The sequence below is a fragment of the Allonocardiopsis opalescens genome (assembly GCF_003002095.1).
Lineage (GTDB): Bacteria > Actinomycetota > Actinomycetes > Streptosporangiales > Streptosporangiaceae > Allonocardiopsis > Allonocardiopsis opalescens.
Map to the genome: position 1 here is coordinate 105,903 of NZ_PVZC01000002.1, position 18,432 is coordinate 124,334.

Sequence of the window (18,432 nt, forward strand, 5' to 3'; positions counted from 1 at the left end):
GTCGTCAGGGGCGGTCGAGTTCGGCGCCGAGTTCGCCCATGAGCGCGTCGATCGACTCGCCGGGCAGCGGTTCGTCGCGGCGGTCGGCGGCGGCGAGCCGGCGGGTCAGCGTGCTCAGCTCCTTGGCGTCCACGCCCGCGGCGGCGGCCGAGGCCAGCTCCGCCGCCAGCCCGTCCACGGCGGCGCGCAGCCGGTCGAGCAGGTCCTCGGGCGCCGGGGCGGCCAGGTGCGCGGCCAGCTCGGCGGGGCTGGGGTGGTCGAAGACGTCGGTGATGGGCACGTCGCGGCCGAGCGCGGCGGTGAGCCGGCCGCTCAGTTCGAGCGCGGCCATCGAGTCGACGCCGTGCTGCTCGAAGGAGCGGTCCGGCACGATCTCGCCGGCGTCGTCGTGCCCCAGGGTCTCGGCCAGCTCGGCGACGACGCGGGCGAGCAGCTCGCCCGCCCCTGGCTCCTCGGGCCGCGGCGGCCGCGGGGGCTCCGCGGCGGGCTGGGCGGCCGGGGCCGGGACCACCCGGTCCAGCAGCGGCCGGCGCCGCGCGGCGGCGTAGTTCCGCCCGAACACCGGCCAGTCGATGTCGGCCACGACCGGGCACGGATCGCCGGCGCCGAGCGCCGCGCGCAGGTGGGCCAGTGCCGCGCCGGGGTCCATCGGCCGCACCCCCCGGCGGGCCAGCTCCGCCTTGCCCTCGCCCTCGGCGGCCATGCCGGGCCCGTCCCAGACGCCCCAGGCGATGCTGACGGCCGGGCGGCCGCGGGCCCGCCGGGCCTGGGCGACCGCGTCCAGGCCGGCGTTGGCGGCGGCGTAGCCGGCCTGCCCGCCGCCGCCCCAGACCCCGGCGACGGAGGAGAAGAGCACGAAGGTCTCGGCGCCGCCGGCCAGCTCGTCCAGGTGCAGGGCGCCGCGCAGCTTGGCCGCGCAGACCCGCTCCAGCTCGTCGGCCGGCATCTTGGCGAGCGGTGAGCCGACCTGCGGCAGCCCGGCGGTGTGGAAGACCGCCGACACGGGTTCGCCGAGGGAGGCGAGCACGGCGGCGAGCCGCTCGCGGTCGGCCAGGTCGCAGGCGCGGACCGAGACCCTGGCCGGGCCGAGCGCGGCCAGCTCGGCGAGCAGCGCGGCCGCGCCCGGGGCGTCCGGGCCGCGCCGGCTCAGCAGCACGACGTGCTCGGCGCCGGCGCCCACCAGCCACCTGGCCAGGTGGCCGCCGATGCCGCCGGTGCCGCCGGTGACCAGCACGGTCCCGCCCGGGGCGGCCGCCGGGGGCGGCGCGGCGGGGGCGGCGCGCACCAGCCGGCGGCGCAGCGCCCGGCCGTCCCGGACGGCGAGCTGGTCCTCGTCCCCGCCGGCGGCGGCCAGCCCGATCGCGGTGTCCAGGTCGGCGGTGCCCGCGATGTCGATCAGCCCGCCCCACAGCCGCGGGTGCTCCAGGCCGACCACCCGGCCGAGCCCCCACACCGTCGCGGCGGACGGGTCGGGGGCCTCGCCGGGGGCGGCGGCGACCGCGCCCCGGGTCAGGCACCACAGCCGTGGCGGCGCCGGGAGGTCCAGCAGCGCCTGGGCGATCGTCAGCACGGCCGGCGCGCCGTCCAGCAGCGACAGGACGGCGGTGGCGCCGCGGTGCCCGGCGAGCGCGGCGGCCCAGGCCGAGCGGTCGGGCGCGGCGGGGTCCAGCGGGACCGGGACGGCCGTGGCGCCGCGCTCGGCCAGCGCCCGGGCCACGGCGGCCGCCAGCGGGTCGCCGGGTGCCGCCGCCAGCAGCCACCGGGCGGGCGAGCCGTTGCTGCGGAGCGAGCCCCTCGGCGGCGCCGGGTGCGGCTCCCAGTCGACGGTGTAGCGCCAGTCCGCGGGCGGCCGCGGCGCGGCGGCCGGCGGGGTGAGCCAGTAGCGGCGGCGCTGGAAGGCGTAGCCGGGCAGGTCGAGCAGCCGGCCGGCCCGGGACGCGGGCCGCCAGTCCACCGGCAGCCCGCGGCGGAAGGCCGCGGCGAGCGCGCCGAGCAGCCCGTGGCGCTCCCGGGGGTGGATCAGGGGCAGCCGGTCGGCGGCCGGCGCGCCGTCCAGCACGGCGGTGATCCCGGCGGGCAACTCCGCGGTGCCGCCGGTGTCGTGCCCGCGCACGGCCGCGGCCGCCTCCTCGACGGTGAGGGCGCCGCTCGCGCAGGCGGCGGCGAGCCGCCCTACCCCGGTGCCGGCCACCGCCTCCGGGGTCACGCCGTGGGCCCGCCACACCGCGCAGAGCCCGACCAGCGCGGCCCAGCCGAGCCCGCGTCCGCTCGGCTCAAGGAGCGCGGCGCGGCAGCGCGCGTAGGTCTCGTCGAAGGCCGGCGCCCCGGCCAGCAGCTCCGCCAGCGCGGCCGGGTCGTCCGGTTCGCGCAGCACCATGCCGACCCGGTGCCGCGGGGTGGCCGGCGCGTCGGCGGCGGCCGCGGTCAGCTCGCCGAGCAGCGCGGCCCGGTCGGTGCCGACGGCGACGATCCGGTGCTCGAAGGACTCCCGGGCGGCGAGGGTGCGCGCGACGTCGGCGACGGCCGCCTCGGGGTGGGCCGCCAGCCATCCGGCCAGCGCCCGCACCTGGGCGCGCAGCGCCTCGGCCGTGCGGGCCGACACCGGCCAGGCGACGGGTCCGCCGCCGGCGGGCGCGGGCCCGGCCTCGGCGGGCGGCTCCTCGATGATGACGTGCGCGTTGGTGCCGGAGATCCCGAACGAGGAGACCGCGGCGCGGCGCACCCGCTCCCCGGCGGGCCAGTCGGTCTCGGTCCGGGCCGGCTCCAGGGAGCCGGCCGACCAGTCGATCAGCGGGGAGGGCTCCGCGCAGTGCAGCGAGCGGGGCACGGTGCCGTGCCGCAGCGCCAGCAGCACCTTGAGCACGCCGACCAGCCCGGCCGCCGCCTGGGCGTGCCCGATGTTGGACTTGGCCGAGCCCAGCGCCACCGGGCGCCCGGAGCGCCCGTAGGTGGCCAGCAGGGCGCCCGCCTCGATCGGGTCGCCCAGCCGGGTGCCGGTGCCGTGCGCCTCCACCACGTCCACATCGCCCTCGGTCAGGCCCGCGTCGCGCAGCGCGGCGCGGATCACCCGCTCCTGGGCGGCGCCGCTGGGCGCGGTCAGCCCGTTGGAGGCGCCGTCGGAGTTCACCGCCGAGCCGCGCACCACGCCCAGGACCCGCCGCCCGGCCGCGCGTGCCGCCGACAGCCGCTCCACGGCGCAGACCACGACGCCCTCGCCCGGCCCGAAGCCGTCGGCCCCGGCGCCGAAGGACTTGCACCGCCCGTCGGGGGCCAGCCCGCGCTGGCGGGAGAAGCCGAGGAAGACCTGCGGTGTCGCCATCACGGCCGCCCCGCCGACCAGGGCCCGCTCGCACTCCCCGCGCCGGATCGCGGCCGCGGCGGTGTGCAGGGCGACCAGCGAGGACGAGCAGGCGGTGTCGATGGTCAGCGCCGGGCCGGACAGGCCCAGCGCGAAGGCGATCCGCCCGGAGGCCACGCTGGGGGCGGTGCCGGTCAGCGCGTAGCCCTCGACGCTCGCGGCCGCCGCCGCGGCGGCGCCGGCGTAGTCCTGCGGGCTCATCCCGACGAACACGCCGGTGGCGCTGCCGCGCAGCTCGGCGGGGGCGATGCCGGCGTTCTCCAGCGCACCCCAGGAGTGTTCAAGGAGCAGCCGCTGCTGGGGGTCCATCGCCAGCGCCTCGCGCGGCGAGATCCCGAAGAAGGCCGCGTCGAAGTCGCCCGCACCGGCCAGGAAGCCGCCGGAGCGACTGTAGGAGCGGCCGGGCCGGTCCGGGTCCGGGTCGAACAGCGCCGGCAGGTCCCAGCCCCGGTCGGCGGGGAACTCCGTCACCGCGTCGGTGCCGGTGCGCAGCAGCTCCCAGAAGTCCTCCGGGCCGCGCACCCCGCCGGGCAGCGCGCAGCTCACCCCCACGATGACGACCGGGTCGGCGTCGGCGCGCTCCGGCGCCCGCGCCGCGGTCGCGGCTTGCGGCGCCGCCCCGTCCAGCTCGGCCAGCACCCGGCGGGCCAGCGCGGCGGGCGTGGGGTGGTCGAAGACGGCGGTGGCGGGCAGCCAGACGCCCGCGTCGCGGCCGATGCGGTTGCGCAGCTCCACCCCGGTCAGCGAGTCGAGGCCGAGCGCGGAGAAGGACCGCCCGTCGTCCACCGCCTCCGGGCGGGTGTGCCCGAGCACGGCGGCGACGTGGGCGCGCACGGCCTCCTGGACGGCGGCCGACCGCTCGGCGCCCGCCCGGCCGGCGATCCGGCCGCGGAGCCCGTCCGGCGCGGGCTGCGCCGCCGCCCGGGCCGCGGCCGGGAGCTCGGCGGTGTAGGGCCGGTGCCGGGCGGCGGTGTAGGCGGGCAGGAAGCGCTCGGGGTCCAGGTCGACCACTGCGACGGCCGCCTCGTCCGGCACCTCCAGCACCAGGGAGGCGGCGGTGCGGGGGTCCATCGGCCGCAGGCCGTGCCGGGCCATGTTGTCCAGCACCGAGCCCGGCCGCGCGACGCCGCCGCCGGCCCACGGCCCCCAGGCGATCGAGGTGGCCGGGCGGCCCTCGGCGCGGCGGTGCGCGGCGAGGGCGTCCAGGTAGGCGTTGCCCGGCGCGTAGTTGCCCTGCCCGGGGATGCCGAAGCCGGCCGAGACGGAGGAGAACAGCACGAAGGCGTCCAGGTCCAGGTGGGCGGTGAGCTCGTGCAGCTTCGCCGCGCCCACCGCCTTGGCGCGCAGCGCCCGCCGGATCCGCGGCTCGGTCAGCTCGTCCACCAGGCCGTCGTCGAGTTCGGCGGCGGTGTGCACGACGGCGGTGAGCCCGTCGCCGAACTCGTCCAGCAGCGCGGCGAGCGCGGCGCGGTCGGCCACGTCGCAGCTGCGGCGGCTCACCCGGGCGCCGGCCGCGGCCAGCCGCGCGTCGAGTGCGGCGGTCGCCTCCGGGTCGGGCTCCCGGCGGCCGGCCAGCACCAGGTGCTCGGCGCCGCCGGCTGCCAGGACCTGCGCGACGTGTCCGGCGAGCGCGCCGCCGCCGCCGGTGACCAGCACGGTGCCGTGCGGTCTCCAGCGGCCGGCCGGCGCCGCGCGGGCGCGCAGGCGGGGGGCCCAGCGGCCGGTGGCGGTGAGTGCGAGCTGGTCCTCGCCGTCGGCGGCGGCCAGCGCCGCGGCCAGCCGCCGGGCGGCCTCGGCGCTCGCCTGCTCGGGCAGGTCCACCAGCCCGCCCCACAGCTGCGGCGACTCCAGCGCGAGGACACGCCCCAGCCCCCACACCGCGGCCTGCGCGGGGTTGCGGGCGCCGGACGGTTCGACCGCCCCGGTGGTGGCCGGCCACAGCGCGCCGGTGAACCCGGCCGCGGCCAGGCCCTGCACGAGGCCGGCGGTGGCCGCCAGGCCGGGCGCCGCGTCGGCGGCCGGGCCGGCGGCGGCCATGGCGAGGAAGGACACGACGCCGGCGGCCGGCCCGCCGGCGGCGGCCCGCAGCACCGCGGCGGTGGCGGTGCGGTCGGCGAGCCGGTCGGCGGTGAGGTGGACGGGGACCGCGCGGGCGCCCGCGTCGCGGATCGCCGCCGCGGCGGCCGCGACCCAGGCGCGCACCGGCCCGGCCGGCTCGGCCGGGGCGGCCAGCAGCCAGGTGCCCGCCAGGGCGGCCGGGGCGGGCTCCGGCCTGCGGACCCATTCGGTCCGGTAGCGCCAGTCCGCGGCGGCGCGCCGCTCGCGCTCGCCCGCCCGCCAGTCGGCCAGGGCCGGCAGCGCCTGCTCGGCGACCTGCGGATCCAGGCCCACCATCTGGGCGAAGCGGGCCGGGTCGCCCGCGTCGACGGCCGCCCACAGCGGGCCGTCCGCCGCGGTGGCGGGCGGCGGGGCGGCGGGCCAGAAGCGCTCGCGCTGGAAGGGGTGGCCGGGCAGCCGCAGCAGCCGCGAGCCGCCCGGCCGCCAGTCCACCGGCACTCCCAGGACGTGGGCCTCGGCCAGCGCCCGGCGGAAGCGGCCGGGGCCGCCGTCGTCGCGGCGCAGCGTGCCGAGGCCGGGCTGCCCCTCGGCCAGCGCCGGGACGAGCACCGGATGGGCGCTGCACTCGATGAAGACGGTGGACCCCTCGGCCCGCAGCGCCTCGGCGGCCTCGTGGAAGCGGACGGTCTCGCGCAGGTTGCGCACCCAGTAGGCCGCGTCCAGGCTCGGGCCGGTGACGGGGGCGTTGTCGACGGTCGACCGCATCGGCACCGCCGGAGCCGCCGGCCGGATGTGGGCCAGCGCCTCGGCCAGTTCATCGGCCAGTTCGTCCACCTGGGCGGAGTGCGCGGCGTAGTCGACCGGGATGCGCCGCGTGCGCAGCCCGGCGTCCTCGCAGCCGGCCAGGAAGCCGCCGAGGGCGGCGCGCTCGCCGGACACCACCACGGCGGCCGGGCCGTTCACCGCCGCCACCGAGACCCGGCCCGCGAAGCGCTCGACGTGCGGCAGCACCTCGGCCAGGGGGGCGGCGACCGACGCCATCGCGCCGGCGCCGGCGATCCGGCGCACCAGCCGGGAGCGGACGGCGACCACCGCGGCGGCGTCCTCGACCGACAGCGCGCCCGCGACGCAGGCGGCGGCGATCTCGCCTTGGCTGTGCCCGACGACGGCGTCCGGGACCACCCCGTGGTGCCGCCACAGCGCGGCGAGCGCCACCATGACCGCCCACAGCGCGGGCTGCACGACGTCGACCCGCTCAAGCGCGGCGGCGTCGGCCAGCGCCTCGCGGAGCGGCCGGTCCAGGTGCGGGGCCAGCGCGGCGGCGCACTCGTCCAGGGCGGCGGCGAACACCGGTTCGGAATCCGCCAGGTCCAGCGCCATCCCGGCCCACTGGGTGCCCTGGCCGGGGAAGACGAAGACCACCGCGGGATCGGGCTCGGCCCGCCCGGTGACCGCCGCCGGGTGGGTGCCGGCCGCGGCCAGCCCCTCCAGCGCGGCGGCCCGCTCGGCCAGGCCGCCCTCGGTGACGACGGCGCGGTGCTCGTGCCGGTCGCGGCCGAGGGCCAGGGTGCGCCCGATGTCGGCGACGGACGCGCCGGGATGCGCCCGCACCCACTCCGCCAGCCGCCCGGCCTGCGCGCGCAGCGCCGCCTCGGTGCGCCCGGACACCGGCCAGGCCGCCGGGCCCTCGTCCGCCGGGGCGGCGGGCCCGGCCGGGGGCTCCTCCACGATCACGTGCGCGTTGGTGCCGGAGATGCCGAAGGACGACACGGCCGCCCGGCGCGGGCGCTCCCCCGCCGGCCACGGCCGCTGCCGCGCGGCCGGCACCAGGGAGCCCGCGGACCAGTCCACCAGGGGCGTCGGCTCCTCGGTGTGCGGGGAGCGCGGCACGGTCTGCTCCCGGAGGGCCAGCAGCACCTTGGCCAGCCCGGCCAGCCCGGCCGCCGCCTGGGTGTGGCCGAGGTTGGCCTTGACCGAGCCGAGCAGGACCGGGCGCCCGGAGCGCCCGTAGGTGGCCAGCAGGGCGCCCGCCTCGATGGGGTCGCCCAGCCGGGTGCCGGTGCCGTGCGCCTCGACCAGGTCGACGTCGGCCTCGGTCAGCCCGGCGTCGCGCAGCGCGGCGCGGATGACCCGCTCCTGGGCGGGCCCGCTGGGCGCGGTCAGCCCGTTGGAGGCGCCGTCGGAGTTCACCGCCGAGCCGCGCAGCACGCCCCATACCGGGCGGCCGGCCGCCCTGGCCGCCGACAGCCGCTCCAGGACCAGCACCACCACGCCCTCGGCGGGCCCGAAGCCGTCGGCGGCCGCGCCGAAGGCCTTGCTGCGGCCGTCGGGGGCCAGGCCGCGCTGCTGGGCGTAGCCCACCAGGGTCTGCGGTGTCGCCATCACGGTGGCGCCGCCGACCAGGGCCCGCTCGCACTCCCCGCGCCGGATCGCGGCCGCGGCGGTGTGCAGGGCGACCAGCGAGGACGAGCAGGCGGTGTCGATGGTCAGCGCCGGGCCGGACAGGCCCAGCGCGAAGGCGACCCGGCCGGAGGCGACGGCCATCGAGGCACCGGTGGCCAGGTGGCCCTCCAGTTCGTCGCCGTGCCCCCGGCACAGCGCGGCGTAGCCGGTGTCCCAGGTGCCCATGACGACGCCGGTGGCGGTGCCGCGCAGCGCGGACGCGGGGATCCCCGCGTCCTCCAGCGCACTCCAGGAGTGTTCAAGCAGCAGCCGCTGCTGGGGGTCCATCGCCAGCGCCTCGCGCGGCGAGATCCCGAAGAAGGCGGCGTCGAAGTCGCCCGCACCGGCCAGGAAGCCGCCGGAGCGGCAGTACGCGTCGTCCGGCAGCGTCCAGCCCCGGTCGCCCGGGAGGCCCGAGACCGCGTCGGCGCCCGAGCGCAGCAGCTCCCACAGCCCGTCCGGGCCGGTCACGCCGCCGGGCAGGGCGCAGCTCAGGCCGACGATCGCGACGGGGTCGCCCACCGGGCCGGACGGCGCCGGCGCGCCCTCGTCGGCGGCGGCAGGGCCGTCGTGCAGGTGGGCGGCGAGCGCGGCCGGAGTCGGGTGGTCGAAGAGCACGGTCGGCGCCAGCGGGCGGCCCAGCGCCGCCCCCAGCGCGGTGCGCAGGTCGACGCTCGCGAGCGAGCCCAGGCCGAGATCGCGGAAGGTCCGCTCGGCGGCGACCTCCTCGGCCCGCTGGTGGCCGAGGATCGCGGCCGTGTGCGTGCGGACCAGGGCGAGCAGTTCGCGCCGCGAGCGCGGCCGCGGCCCGGCGGCCGGCGCCGCGGCCTCCGCTCGGGCCGCCGCGGGCGCGGCGGCGGGGGTGGCGGGCGCCCCGGCGGGCCAGTGCCGCCGGCGCTGGAAGGGGTAGGTCGGGAGCGCGACCGGGCGGTGCGGCCGCCCGCCGAGCAGCCGCTCCGGCTCGACCGGGAGGCCGTGCACGTAGGCCGTTGCGAGCGCGGTGCGGAAGCCGGCCGGGCCGCCGGCCTCGCGGGCGAGGGTGCCGAAGGCCGCGGCCTCGGCGCCCAGCTCCGCCAGCGTGTCGCGGACGGCGCCGGTCAGCACCGGGTGCGGGCCGCACTCCACGAAGGCGTCGAAGCCGGCGGCGGCGAGCCCGCGGACCGCGTCCTGGAAGCGCACGGTGCGGCGCAGGTTCTCCCGCCAGTACCGCCCGTCCAGCTCGGCGGTGTCGATGAAGCCGCCGGTGACGGTGGAGTAGAAGGGCACCGGCGAGGAGCGCGGCGCGATCGCGCGCAGCGGCTCGTCCAGGGCGGCGCACACCGGCTCGACCTGGGGGCAGTGCGAGGCGTAGCCGACCGGGAGGACGCGGGTCCAGGCGCCGGCCGCGTCGAACTCGGCGACGACCGCCGCCAGCGCCGCGGCCTCGCCGGCCAGCACGACCGCGGCCGGCCCGTTGACCGCGGCCACCGACAGCCGCTCGCCGTACGGACGCAGCCGGGCCCGGACGGCGGCGAGCGGCGCCGCCACGGCGGCCATGCCGAGCCCGGCGCCCTCGATGGCCGCGAAGCCCCGCGCCCGCTCGGCCACGATCCGCGCGCCGTCGGCCAGTGACAGCCCGCCGGCGACGCAGGCGGCCGCGATCTCGCCCTGGCTGTGCCCGAGCACGGCCGCGGGCTCCACGCCGTGGCCGCGCCAGAGCCGGGCGAGCGCCACCATCACGGCCCACTGGGCCGGCTGGACCACCTCCACCCGGTCGGGCGGCGCCGCGGCGCGCAGCGCCTGGGTCAGCGACCAGTCGACGTGCGGCGCCAGCGCGGCGGCGCACTCGTCGACCGCCTCGGCGAAGCCGGGCACCAGCTCGGGCGGGGCGTCCAGCAGCTCCCTAGCCATCCCCGGCCAGTACGCGCCCTGGCCGGAGAAGACCATCGCCACCCGGCGGCCGGTGCCCGGCGCGACACCGGCCACCACGCGCTCGGGGGCCGGGCGGCCCGCCGCGAGCGCGGCCAGCCCTTCGGCCAGTTCCGCCGGGCCGCCGAACACGGCGGCCCGGTGCTCGAACTGCGCGCGGCCGCGCAGCAGGGTGGCCGCGACGTCGTCGGGCTCGGCCTCCGCGCCGCGCTCCGCGAGCCGGGCGGCGAGGGCGGCCAGGGCGGCCGGCTCGCGGGCGGTGAGGATCCAGGGCAGGCCGCCGGAGGCGGCCGCGGGCGGCGCCGGGCGCTGCGGCGCCCGGCCCAGTACGACGTGCGCGTTGCTGCCGCCCATCCCGAAGGAGCTGACGCCCGCCACCGCCAGGGCGCGCCGCTCCGGCGCGGTCTGCACCCGCAGCCGGAGCCGGTCCAGCGGGATCGTCTCCGGCGGCGCGGTGAAGTGCAGGCTCGGCACCAGCTCGCCACGCTCCAGCATCAGCAGCGCCTTCACCAGGCCGGCGATCCCGGCCGCGGCCTCCAGGTGGCCGATGTTGGTCTTGACCGAGCCGACCCGCAGCTCGGCTCCTCCGCCCCGGCCCGCCCCGAGCACGGCGCCGAGCGCCGCCGCCTCGACCGGGTCGCCGATCGGGGTGCCGGTGCCGTGCAGTTCGACGTAGTCGACGGCGCCGGGCGCGACGCCCGCGTCGGCGCAGGCCGCCCGGAGCACCGCCTCCTGCGCGCGGCGGCTCGGCGCGGTGAGCGTGCCGGTGGCCCCGTCGTTGTTGGTGGCGCTGCCCAGCACCACCGCGCGCACGGGGTCGCCGTCGGCCAGCGCCGCGGCGAGCGGCTTGAGCAGCACAACCGCGCCGCCCTCGCCGCGGACGAAGCCGTCGGCGCCGGCGTCGAAGGCCCGGCAGCGGCCCGTGGCCGACAGGCCGCCGAACTCCCGCGCCGCGGTGAAGCCGGCGGCCGTGGTGAAGAGGCTGACGCCGCCGGCCAGCGCGAGATCGCTCTCGCCGCGGCGCAGGCTCTGCACGGCCAGGTGCACCGCGACCAGCGAGGACGCCTGGGCCGCGTCGACGGTGAGGCTGGGCCCGCGCAGGCCCAGGGCGTAGGAGACCCGGTTGGCGATCAGCCCGCCGGCCAGGCCGGTGAAGGCGTAGCGGTCCGCGGCCGGCGCCACCGCGCGGTAGTCGTCGCCGGCGGTGCCCACGAAGACCCCGGCGCGTTCGGCGCCGAGCCGGTGCGGGTCGGCGGCGGCGTCCTCGAAGGACTCCCAGGCGAGTTCGAGCATCAGCCGCTGGCGCGGGTCCATGGCGGCGGCCTCGGCCGGGGATATCCCGAAGAATCCGGCGTCGAAGTGGTCGATCCGCGCCAGCAGGCCGGCGGGGGGCGGTTCGGTCCCGGCGGCTCCGACCAGGTCGGCACGGCGGCGCGGGCTCAGCGGCCCGACCGCGTCACGACCGTTTCGCAGCAGCTCCCAGAGTTCGCCGGGATTGTCGGCACCGGGCAGGCGGCAGGCCATTCCGATAACTGCGACGCTCTCCGATCCGGGCACGCCGAAATCCGAATCCACCACGCATCACACCCCCGAGATGTGAACCATTGGTTGATCATCAAGCCGGCCTTGTGGCAGGACTGCCACAATTACTCTGCACTATGTGGCAGGGGTGCCACAATGCCTTGAAAGGAACAACAGGTGACTGATCAACCAACGAGCGCGGTCGACGCTCCGCGCGATTCCGACTGTTGATCACGTGCCAATGCCACTGCCTGCACGTAATCGCCGTACGCCGATCTCTGCGCCCGCCCGAGCGCGGCGCACGCCGCGGCGTCGATGAAGCCGCGGTCGAGCGCGATCTCCTCCAGGCAGGCGATCCGCACGCCCTGCCGGTGCTCCAGCACCTGCACGTACTGCCCGGCCTCCAGCAGCGAGTCGGGCGTACCGGTGTCGAGCCAGGCGCAGCCGCGGCCGAGGTCGATCAGCCGGGCCTCGTCCTGCGCCAGGTAGGCCCGGTTGACGTCGGTGATCTCCAGTTCGCCGCGGTCGGACGGGCTCAGCCGCCCGGCGATCCCGACGGCCTGGGCGTCGTAGAGGTAGAGCCCGGTGACGGCCAGGTTGGTGGGGGCCCGCTCCGGCTTCTCGACGATGTCGACCAGCCGCCCGGCGCCGTCCACCACGCACACGCCGTAGCGCTCGGGGTCGCGCACCGGGTAGCCGAAGAGGGTGGCGCCGCGCTGCCCCCTGACGAAGTCCGCGACGCAGGAGCGTAACAGTGCGCCGAATCCATGCCCGTGGAAGATGTTGTCGCCGAGGATCAGCGCCACCGGTCCGTCGCCGATGTGATCGGCGCCGATCAGCAGCGCCTCCGCAATACCGCGCGGCGCTTCCTGCACCACATAGGTGAAGGAGACCCCCAAGTCCGAGCCGTCGCCGAGCAGGCGCTCGAAGGACGCTTTCTCATCGGGAACGGTGATGATCAATATCTCGCGGATGTCGGCCAGCATCAGCACGGAAAGCGGGTAATAGATCATCGGTTTGTCGTAGACCGGCATCAGCTGCTTCGATACGCCGCGCGTTATCGGGTGCAGTCGGGTGCCGGCGCCTCCGGCGAGGACGATGCCTTTCACGGCGGACTCCTGTCGGGCGGTGGACTCGTCACCGGTTCGGTGCTCGGCGTCTGGGGCGCGGCGGCGTGGCAGGACACCACCGCACCGCCGAGTTCGCGGGGTGCCGGGACGGCGGTGCGGCAGGCCGCCACGGCGTCGGGGCAGCGCGGGTGGAAGGCGCAGCCGGGCGGCGGGTGCAGCGGTGACGGCGGCTCGGCGGCGGGCAGCCGCGAGGGCGGCGGTACCCGCCCGACCTCGGGCACCGCGTCCAGCAGCGCCCGGGTGTAGGGGTGGCGCGGAGCGGCCAGCACCGACTCGGTCGGCCCCCGCTCGCACACCCGCCCCAGGTAGAGCACCACCACCTCGTCGCAGAGCGCGCTGACCACGCCGAGGTCGTGCGAGATGAACAGCAGGGAGGCGCCGCGGTCGGCGACCGCCCGGTGCAGCAGGTTCACCACGCCGGCCTGCACGGACACGTCCAGGCCGGCCACCGGCTCGTCGGCGATGATCAGCTCGGGCTCGGCGAGCGCGGCCCTGGCGATCGCGACCCGCTGCGCTTGGCCGCCGCTGATCTGGTGGCGCCGGCGCCCGCCGTAGACCGCCGGGTCCAGGCCGACGTCCGCCAGGGCCGCGGCGGCCCGCTCGCGGCGGCGCGCCCGCGCGACGCCGGCCCAGCGCAGCGGCTCGGCCACCAGGTCGACCAGGGTGCGGTGCGGGTGCAGCGAGGCCACCGGGTCCTGGAAGACCATCTGGATGCCGCCCGGCCCGGGCCGGTGGCGCACCGGCCCGCCGGCGAAGGCGACGCTCCCGCCGCTGGGGGCGACCAGTCCGGTGACGGCCTTGGCCAGGCTGCTCTTGCCGGAGCCGGACTCGCCGACCAGCCCGACCGTGCGCCCGGCCGGCACCGTGAAGGAGACGCCCCGCACGGCCTCGATCCAGCCGCCCGGCACCCGGTAGCGCACCTGGAGCCGGTCGACCACCAGCTCCGCGCCGCGCGGCCGCGTCATACCGGCACCCCCTCCGCCGCCCAGCAGCTCACCGTGTGGCCGGCGCCGGCCCGCAGCAGCGGCGGCCGGGTCGCGCACTCCGGCAGCGCCCGCTCGCAGCGCGGCGCGAAGGGGCAGCCGGTCCGCGGCTCCCGCAGGTCGGGCAGCCCGCCGGGGATCTGCGGCAGCGGCGGTCGGCGCCGCGGCGACAGGCGCGGCGTGACGGCCAGCAGGGCGCGGGTGTAGGGGTGCCTCGGCTCGGCGAGCACCCGCTCCGTGGGCCCGTCCTCGACGACGCGGCCCGCGTACATGACAGCGATCCGGTCGGTGCGCCCCGCCAGCAGGCCCAGATCGTGGGTGATCAGCAGCAGCGCCATGCCGCGCTCGCGGCGCAGCTCGCCGATCAGGTCCAGGACGCGCTGCTGGACGGTCACGTCCAGCGCGGTGGTGGGCTCGTCGGCGAGCAGCAGCCGGGGCTGTGCGGCGAGAGCCGCCGCGATGCCGACCCGCTGGCGCTGCCCGCCGGACAGCTCCGCCGGGTAGCTGCGCAGCCGCCGCCCCGGGTCGGGCAGCCCGACCGCGCGCAGCAGCTCGGTGGCGGCGGCGCGCTGCCGCGCCCGCGATCCGCGCTCGGCGGGCGGTACGGCCTCCAGGACCTGGCGGCCGATGCGCACCACCGGGTTCAGCGAGGCCGACGGATCCTGGAAGACCATCGAGACCGCGCGGCGGCGCGAGGAGCCGTCGGTCACGTCGCGGCCCTCCAGCAGGATGCGGCCGGTCAGGGACGGCGCGGCCGGCCCGGGGTGCACGCCCAGCACCGCGCGGGCCAGCACCGACTTGCCCGAGCCCGACTCGCCGACCAGGCCGACGCTCTCCCCCTCGGCCACCGCGAGGGAGACCGACTCCAGGACGTGCAGGCTGCCGGCCGGCCCGTCGAAGCGCAGGCTCAGTCCGTCCAGCTCCAGCAGCGGGGCGCTCATGGCCGGCTCCTTCCCCAGCGCTCGCCCAGCACGTTGACCGCGAGCACCGTCGCGCAGAGCACCGCGGCCGGCGCCAGGCAGATCCACGGGGCGGTGGCGATGTGGGTGCGCCCCTCCGCGATCAGGCCGCCCCACGACGCCGTCGGCGGCGCGAGCCCGAAGCCGAGGAAGCTCAGCGAGCCCTCGGCGACGATCGCCACCGTGACGGCGGTGAAGGAGTACGCCGCCACCGCCGGGAGCACGCACCGCACCACCTCGGAGCCGATGATGCGCAGCGGCGGGGCGCCCATGATCCGCGCGGCCTGCACGAACTCCTGCCCCCGCACGGTCAGCGTGGCCGAGCGCGCGATCCGCGCGAAGGCGGGCACCATGATCAGGCCGATCAGCGCGCCGATGGTGAGCCGCCCGGGGCCGACCATCGTCACCACCACCATCACCGTGATCAGGCCGGGCAGCGCGAGCACCACGTCGAGCAGGGTCCCGATGAGGGCGTCGACCCAGCCGCGGGCGAAGCCGGCCAGCACGCCCAGCCCGCCGCCGACCACCAGCCCGACGGCGACCGTCATCGCCGCGACCACGATCGAGGACGCCCCGCCGGCCAGTGTGCGCGCGAAGACGTCGCGGCCGGTGGCGTCGGTGCCGAACCAGTGCTCGGGGCCGGGCGGCCGCAGCGGGGCCTGGAAGTCGGCGCGGAGCGGGTCCAGCTGCGGCAGCAGCTGCGCCAGCACCGCGCCGATCGCGACGAGCGCGAGCACGGCGACGCAGGCCGCCGGCACCAGGGCGTCCCGGCGGGTCTCAGTGCGCCGCAGCATGGCGCGCCCTCGGATCGATCACGCCGTACACCAGGTCGACCAGCGTCCCGACCAGCACCACGGTGACCCCCGACAGCAGCACGACCGCCTCGATCACCGGGAAGTCGCGGGCCTCGATCGCGCTCGCGGCCAGCCGCCCCATCCCCGGAACGGCGAAGATCGTCTCGACCAGCACCGAGCCGCCGAAGGCGAGCCCCAGGCCCAGCCCGACGAGCGTCACCGTCGAGAAGGACGACGGCCGCAGCGCCCGCGTCCACAGCAGCCGCCAGGGCGACAGCCCGCGGGAGCGGGCGGCCAGGATGTAGGGGGTGCGCAGGGTGGCGATCAGGTCCGCGCGCAGCACCCGGACCAGCACGGCCGCCTCGGTGAGTCCCATGGTGAGCACCGGGAGCACCAGGTGGCGCAGGTGCTCGACGGGGTCGTCCGGGGCGGCCCAGCCGGTGGCCGGCAGCACCGCCAGGCCGACGGCCAGCACCAGGATGAGCGCCAGGCCGAGCACGAAGGCGGGCGTGGACAGCAGCAGGTACGCCAGCACCGTGCTGATCCGGTCCACCACCCCGCCGGGCCGCCAGGCCGAGCGCATCGCCACCGGCACGGTGATCGCCAGCGCCAGCAGCTGGCCGCACAGCAGCAGTTCGAGGGTGACCGGCAGCCGCTCGCCGATCTCCGCCGTCACCGGGGCGCCGGTGACCAGGGAGGTGCCGAGGTCGCCGCGGACGGCGCCGCCGAGCCAGTGCGCGAAGCGCTCGGGCGGCGAGGCGTCCAGGTTCAGCGCGGCGGTGAACGCGGCCAGCTGCTCGGGCGTGGCCTCGACGCCGAGCACCGCCACCGCGGGGTCGCCGGTGAGCAGCAGGGGCAGCGCCATCGTCAGCATGCCGAGCAGGGCGATGACGGCCAGCGCCCGCACGGCCCTGGTCAGCAGCGTCCTCACCGGGCCGTCCACAGCTCGGACGGCAGCAGCGAGATGACGTTGCGGTCGCTCAGGTCGGGCATGCCGCCGATGTGCGGGGCGGCGGCGAAGCCGGCCGGGCTCTCGGTGAAGAACAGCACCGGCGCGTCCTCGACCACCCTCTGCGCGACCTCGGCGTAGATCTCCCGGCGCGCGGCCTCGTCGACGCTGCCGCGGCCCTGCTCCACCAGCTCCCCGACCTCGGGGTTCGCGTAGCCGCCGAAGTTGCCCGTCGCGTCGGGGGCGAAGATCCCGAGCACCGCGTCGGTGTCGGCGTAGGCGCTGGTCACGAACTCGATGGCGGCGAAGTCGCCGTCGTACAGCCGGGTTCCCCAGGTGGCGGTGTCCACGACGTCGATCGTCATGGTGATGCCGACGTCGCCGAGCATCTGCTGGATCGCGGTGGCCCGCTGCATGGACTGCGGCCGCGAGTCGGTGGTGTAGGCGAAGGAGACGGGCTCGCCGACCTCGGCGAGCAGGGTCCGCGCCCGCTCCGGGTCGAACTCCGGATGCCGGGTGCCGGAGGCGTAGGGCGAGCGGGACAGGATCGGCCCCTCGGCCACCACGCCCTGGCCCTGGTCGACCACGGCGAGCAGCGCCTCCCGGTCGATGGCCGCCTGCACCGCCTGCCGGACGCGGATGTCGTCGAAGGGCTCGGTCCGGGTGTTGAGGACGGCGGTGGCCGTGGACGCGTTGGCCACGGCCACGATGCGGCCTTCGCCGCGGGCCTGGGCGATCAGGTTCGGCGTGTCGATCCAGGCCAGGTCGACCGCGCCGGAGGCGAGGCTCTGGTAGCGGGAGTCGGTGTCGGGCAGGAACTGGAAGACGAGCGTGTCGGCGTGGCCCGGCGTGCCCTGGTAGTGCTCGCTGCGGACGACCGTGAGCGAGGAGCCGCGGGCCGCCGACTCCAAGCGGTAGGGCCCGGCGCCCAGCGGGCTGCCGTCGTCGGCCCGCGCGGTCGTGCTGGCGATCATGCCGAGCTGCCGGGTGAAGTAGCGCGGGAAGCCGGCGTTCGGCTCGGCCAGGGTGAACTCCGCCGTCGTCGCGTCCGCCGCCGCCATGTCGGTGATCTCGGCGGCGAGCTGCGCGCACTGGCACTGCGACTCCGGGTCGCGCAGCCGGGCGACGTGGTCGACCACGGCCTGGGCGTCCAGCGGCGAGCCGTCGGAGAAGGTGAGGCCCGGCCGCAGGCTCAGCGTCCAGGTGCGCAGGTCCTCGCTGGTGAGCGACTCGGCCAGCCGCGGCTCCAGCGCGCCGCCCGGGCCGTCGGTGAACAGCGGCTCGTAGAGCGCGTGCGCGACGACGAGCGTCGCCTGGGCGGCGATCTCGTTGGCCGCCGGATCGAGCGTGGAGACCTCGGAGTTGATCCCGATGGTGATCGTGCCGCCCGGCACCGGCGGGCCGGACGGCCCGGACGGGGCGGCGGCGGGCGCGCCGCAGGCGGTCAGCGTGACGGCCGCGAGCGCGCTCGCGGCGAGGCGTCGAAGCATCGGCGGTCCTTCTCTCACTGGGTCTTGCGCCGGCACTGGTCTTCGCCGGGTCAGGGCAGCAGGCGGGGGCGTAGCGCCCGGGCGATCGCGGTGACCTCGTCGGCCGGGAGCACCCGGCCGAGGTAGGCGTGCGCGCCGCCGAACTCGTCGAGGAGGTCGAGCACGTCCTCGATGTCGGAGGCCAGGCAGGTCAGGTCGGGCGCCGCGAGCGTCCCGTCGGGCGGCTGGCGGCGCTGGGTCTCGGAGCGGTCCTGGTTGGTGCGCAGGTAGTCGGCGACGATCTGCTCGCGGCTCGCGCCGGCCAGTGCCAGCAGCAGCGCCACCAGCATGCCGGTGCGGTCGCGCCCGCCCTGGCAGGCGATGACGACCGGACCCGGGATCGCGGCCAGCGCCCGCAGCGCGCCGGCGAAGGACGCGGGCGCGCGGGTGAGCGCGGCGCGGTAGAGGCTGCCCCAGCTCGCCCGGCCGGCCGCGATCTCGGCCACCGACGCGGCGGCCTGCCGCCGGTCGAAGGCGGCGTCGGCGCCGGCCAGCGGGAAGCTCACGATCCGCCAGCCCGGCGGCAGCGGCCGGACCCGGTCACGGGCCCGTTCCTCGTCCACCCGCAGGTCGAACCAGGTGAGGCCGCCGGGGCAGCCGGTCAGCTCGTCGTCGGTCGCCAGCGAGAGGGCGGCGGCTCGGTACAGTCGATCACCGCGCGGGCGCAGGTCGGCCGCGCCGTCGCCCCGCAGCAGGACGGGACGCCAGTTGGGGGGCTTCTCCGGTCGGCACACGACTCAGATTCTCACAAAGTGGCAGAACTGCCAATTTGTGCGAGTATTAACGGGAGCCGAACGCCGC

The 18,432-nt window shown here is 78.1% G+C and carries 8 protein-coding genes; all 8 read right to left on the reverse strand.

From position 1 onward, the window contains the following. Positions 1 to 4: 4 nt before the first annotated feature. On the reverse strand, positions 5 to 11,344 hold the full coding sequence (locus tag CLV72_RS07215) for a type I polyketide synthase (protein WP_342755657.1): 11,340 nt from the start codon (positions 11,342 to 11,344) through the stop codon (positions 5 to 7). 128 nt (positions 11,345 to 11,472) lie between these two features. Further along, entirely contained in the window at positions 11,473 to 12,396 is a 924-nt protein-coding gene (rfbA, locus tag CLV72_RS07220) for a glucose-1-phosphate thymidylyltransferase RfbA (protein ID WP_106241845.1), read from the reverse strand. After that, positions 12,393 to 13,382: an ABC transporter ATP-binding protein gene (locus tag CLV72_RS07225; RefSeq protein WP_106241848.1), complete on the reverse strand. Its 990-nt coding sequence runs from the start codon at positions 13,380 to 13,382 to the stop codon at positions 12,393 to 12,395. Before CLV72_RS07225 ends, rfbA begins: the two co-directional genes overlap by 4 nt. Further along, complete coding sequence (locus CLV72_RS07230) at positions 13,379 to 14,341, reverse strand: ABC transporter ATP-binding protein (protein ID WP_106241852.1); 963 nt, start codon at positions 14,339 to 14,341, stop codon at positions 13,379 to 13,381. The genes CLV72_RS07225 and CLV72_RS07230 overlap by 4 nt, the downstream gene beginning before the upstream one ends. After that, a complete protein-coding gene (locus CLV72_RS07235) occupies positions 14,338 to 15,153 on the reverse strand; it encodes an ABC transporter permease (RefSeq protein WP_106241855.1) in 816 nt (271 codons plus the stop codon). The genes CLV72_RS07230 and CLV72_RS07235 overlap by 4 nt, the downstream gene beginning before the upstream one ends. Continuing rightward, entirely contained in the window at positions 15,137 to 16,084 is a 948-nt protein-coding gene (locus CLV72_RS07240) for an ABC transporter permease (RefSeq protein ID WP_146159375.1), read from the reverse strand. The genes CLV72_RS07235 and CLV72_RS07240 overlap by 17 nt, the downstream gene beginning before the upstream one ends. Further along, positions 16,081 to 17,592, reverse strand: a complete 1,512-nt coding sequence (locus CLV72_RS07245) for an ABC transporter substrate-binding protein (RefSeq protein ID WP_106241861.1) — start codon at positions 17,590 to 17,592, stop codon at positions 16,081 to 16,083. The genes CLV72_RS07240 and CLV72_RS07245 overlap by 4 nt, the downstream gene beginning before the upstream one ends. A 50-nt stretch (positions 17,593 to 17,642) precedes the next feature. Then, positions 17,643 to 18,365 carry a tyrosine-protein phosphatase gene (locus CLV72_RS07250; protein ID WP_106241865.1) on the reverse strand — a complete coding sequence of 241 codons (723 nt, stop codon included), beginning with the start codon at positions 18,363 to 18,365 and terminating at the stop codon, positions 17,643 to 17,645. Between the last annotated feature and the right edge of the window lie 67 nt (positions 18,366 to 18,432).

What these genes read in the sequence shown, in the direction of transcription:
- CLV72_RS07225 (WP_106241848.1), bottom strand. Translation starts at nt 13,382, where the DNA reads ATGACGCGGCCGCGCGGCGCGGAGCTGGTGGTCGACCGGCTCCAGGTG.
- CLV72_RS07230 (WP_106241852.1), bottom strand. Translation starts at nt 14,341, where the DNA reads ATGAGCGCCCCGCTGCTGGAGCTGGACGGACTGAGCCTGCGCTTCGAC.
- CLV72_RS07235 (WP_106241855.1), bottom strand. Translation starts at nt 15,153, where the DNA reads ATGCTGCGGCGCACTGAGACCCGCCGGGACGCCCTGGTGCCGGCGGCC.
- CLV72_RS07245 (WP_106241861.1), bottom strand. Translation starts at nt 17,592, where the DNA reads ATGCTTCGACGCCTCGCCGCGAGCGCGCTCGCGGCCGTCACGCTGACC.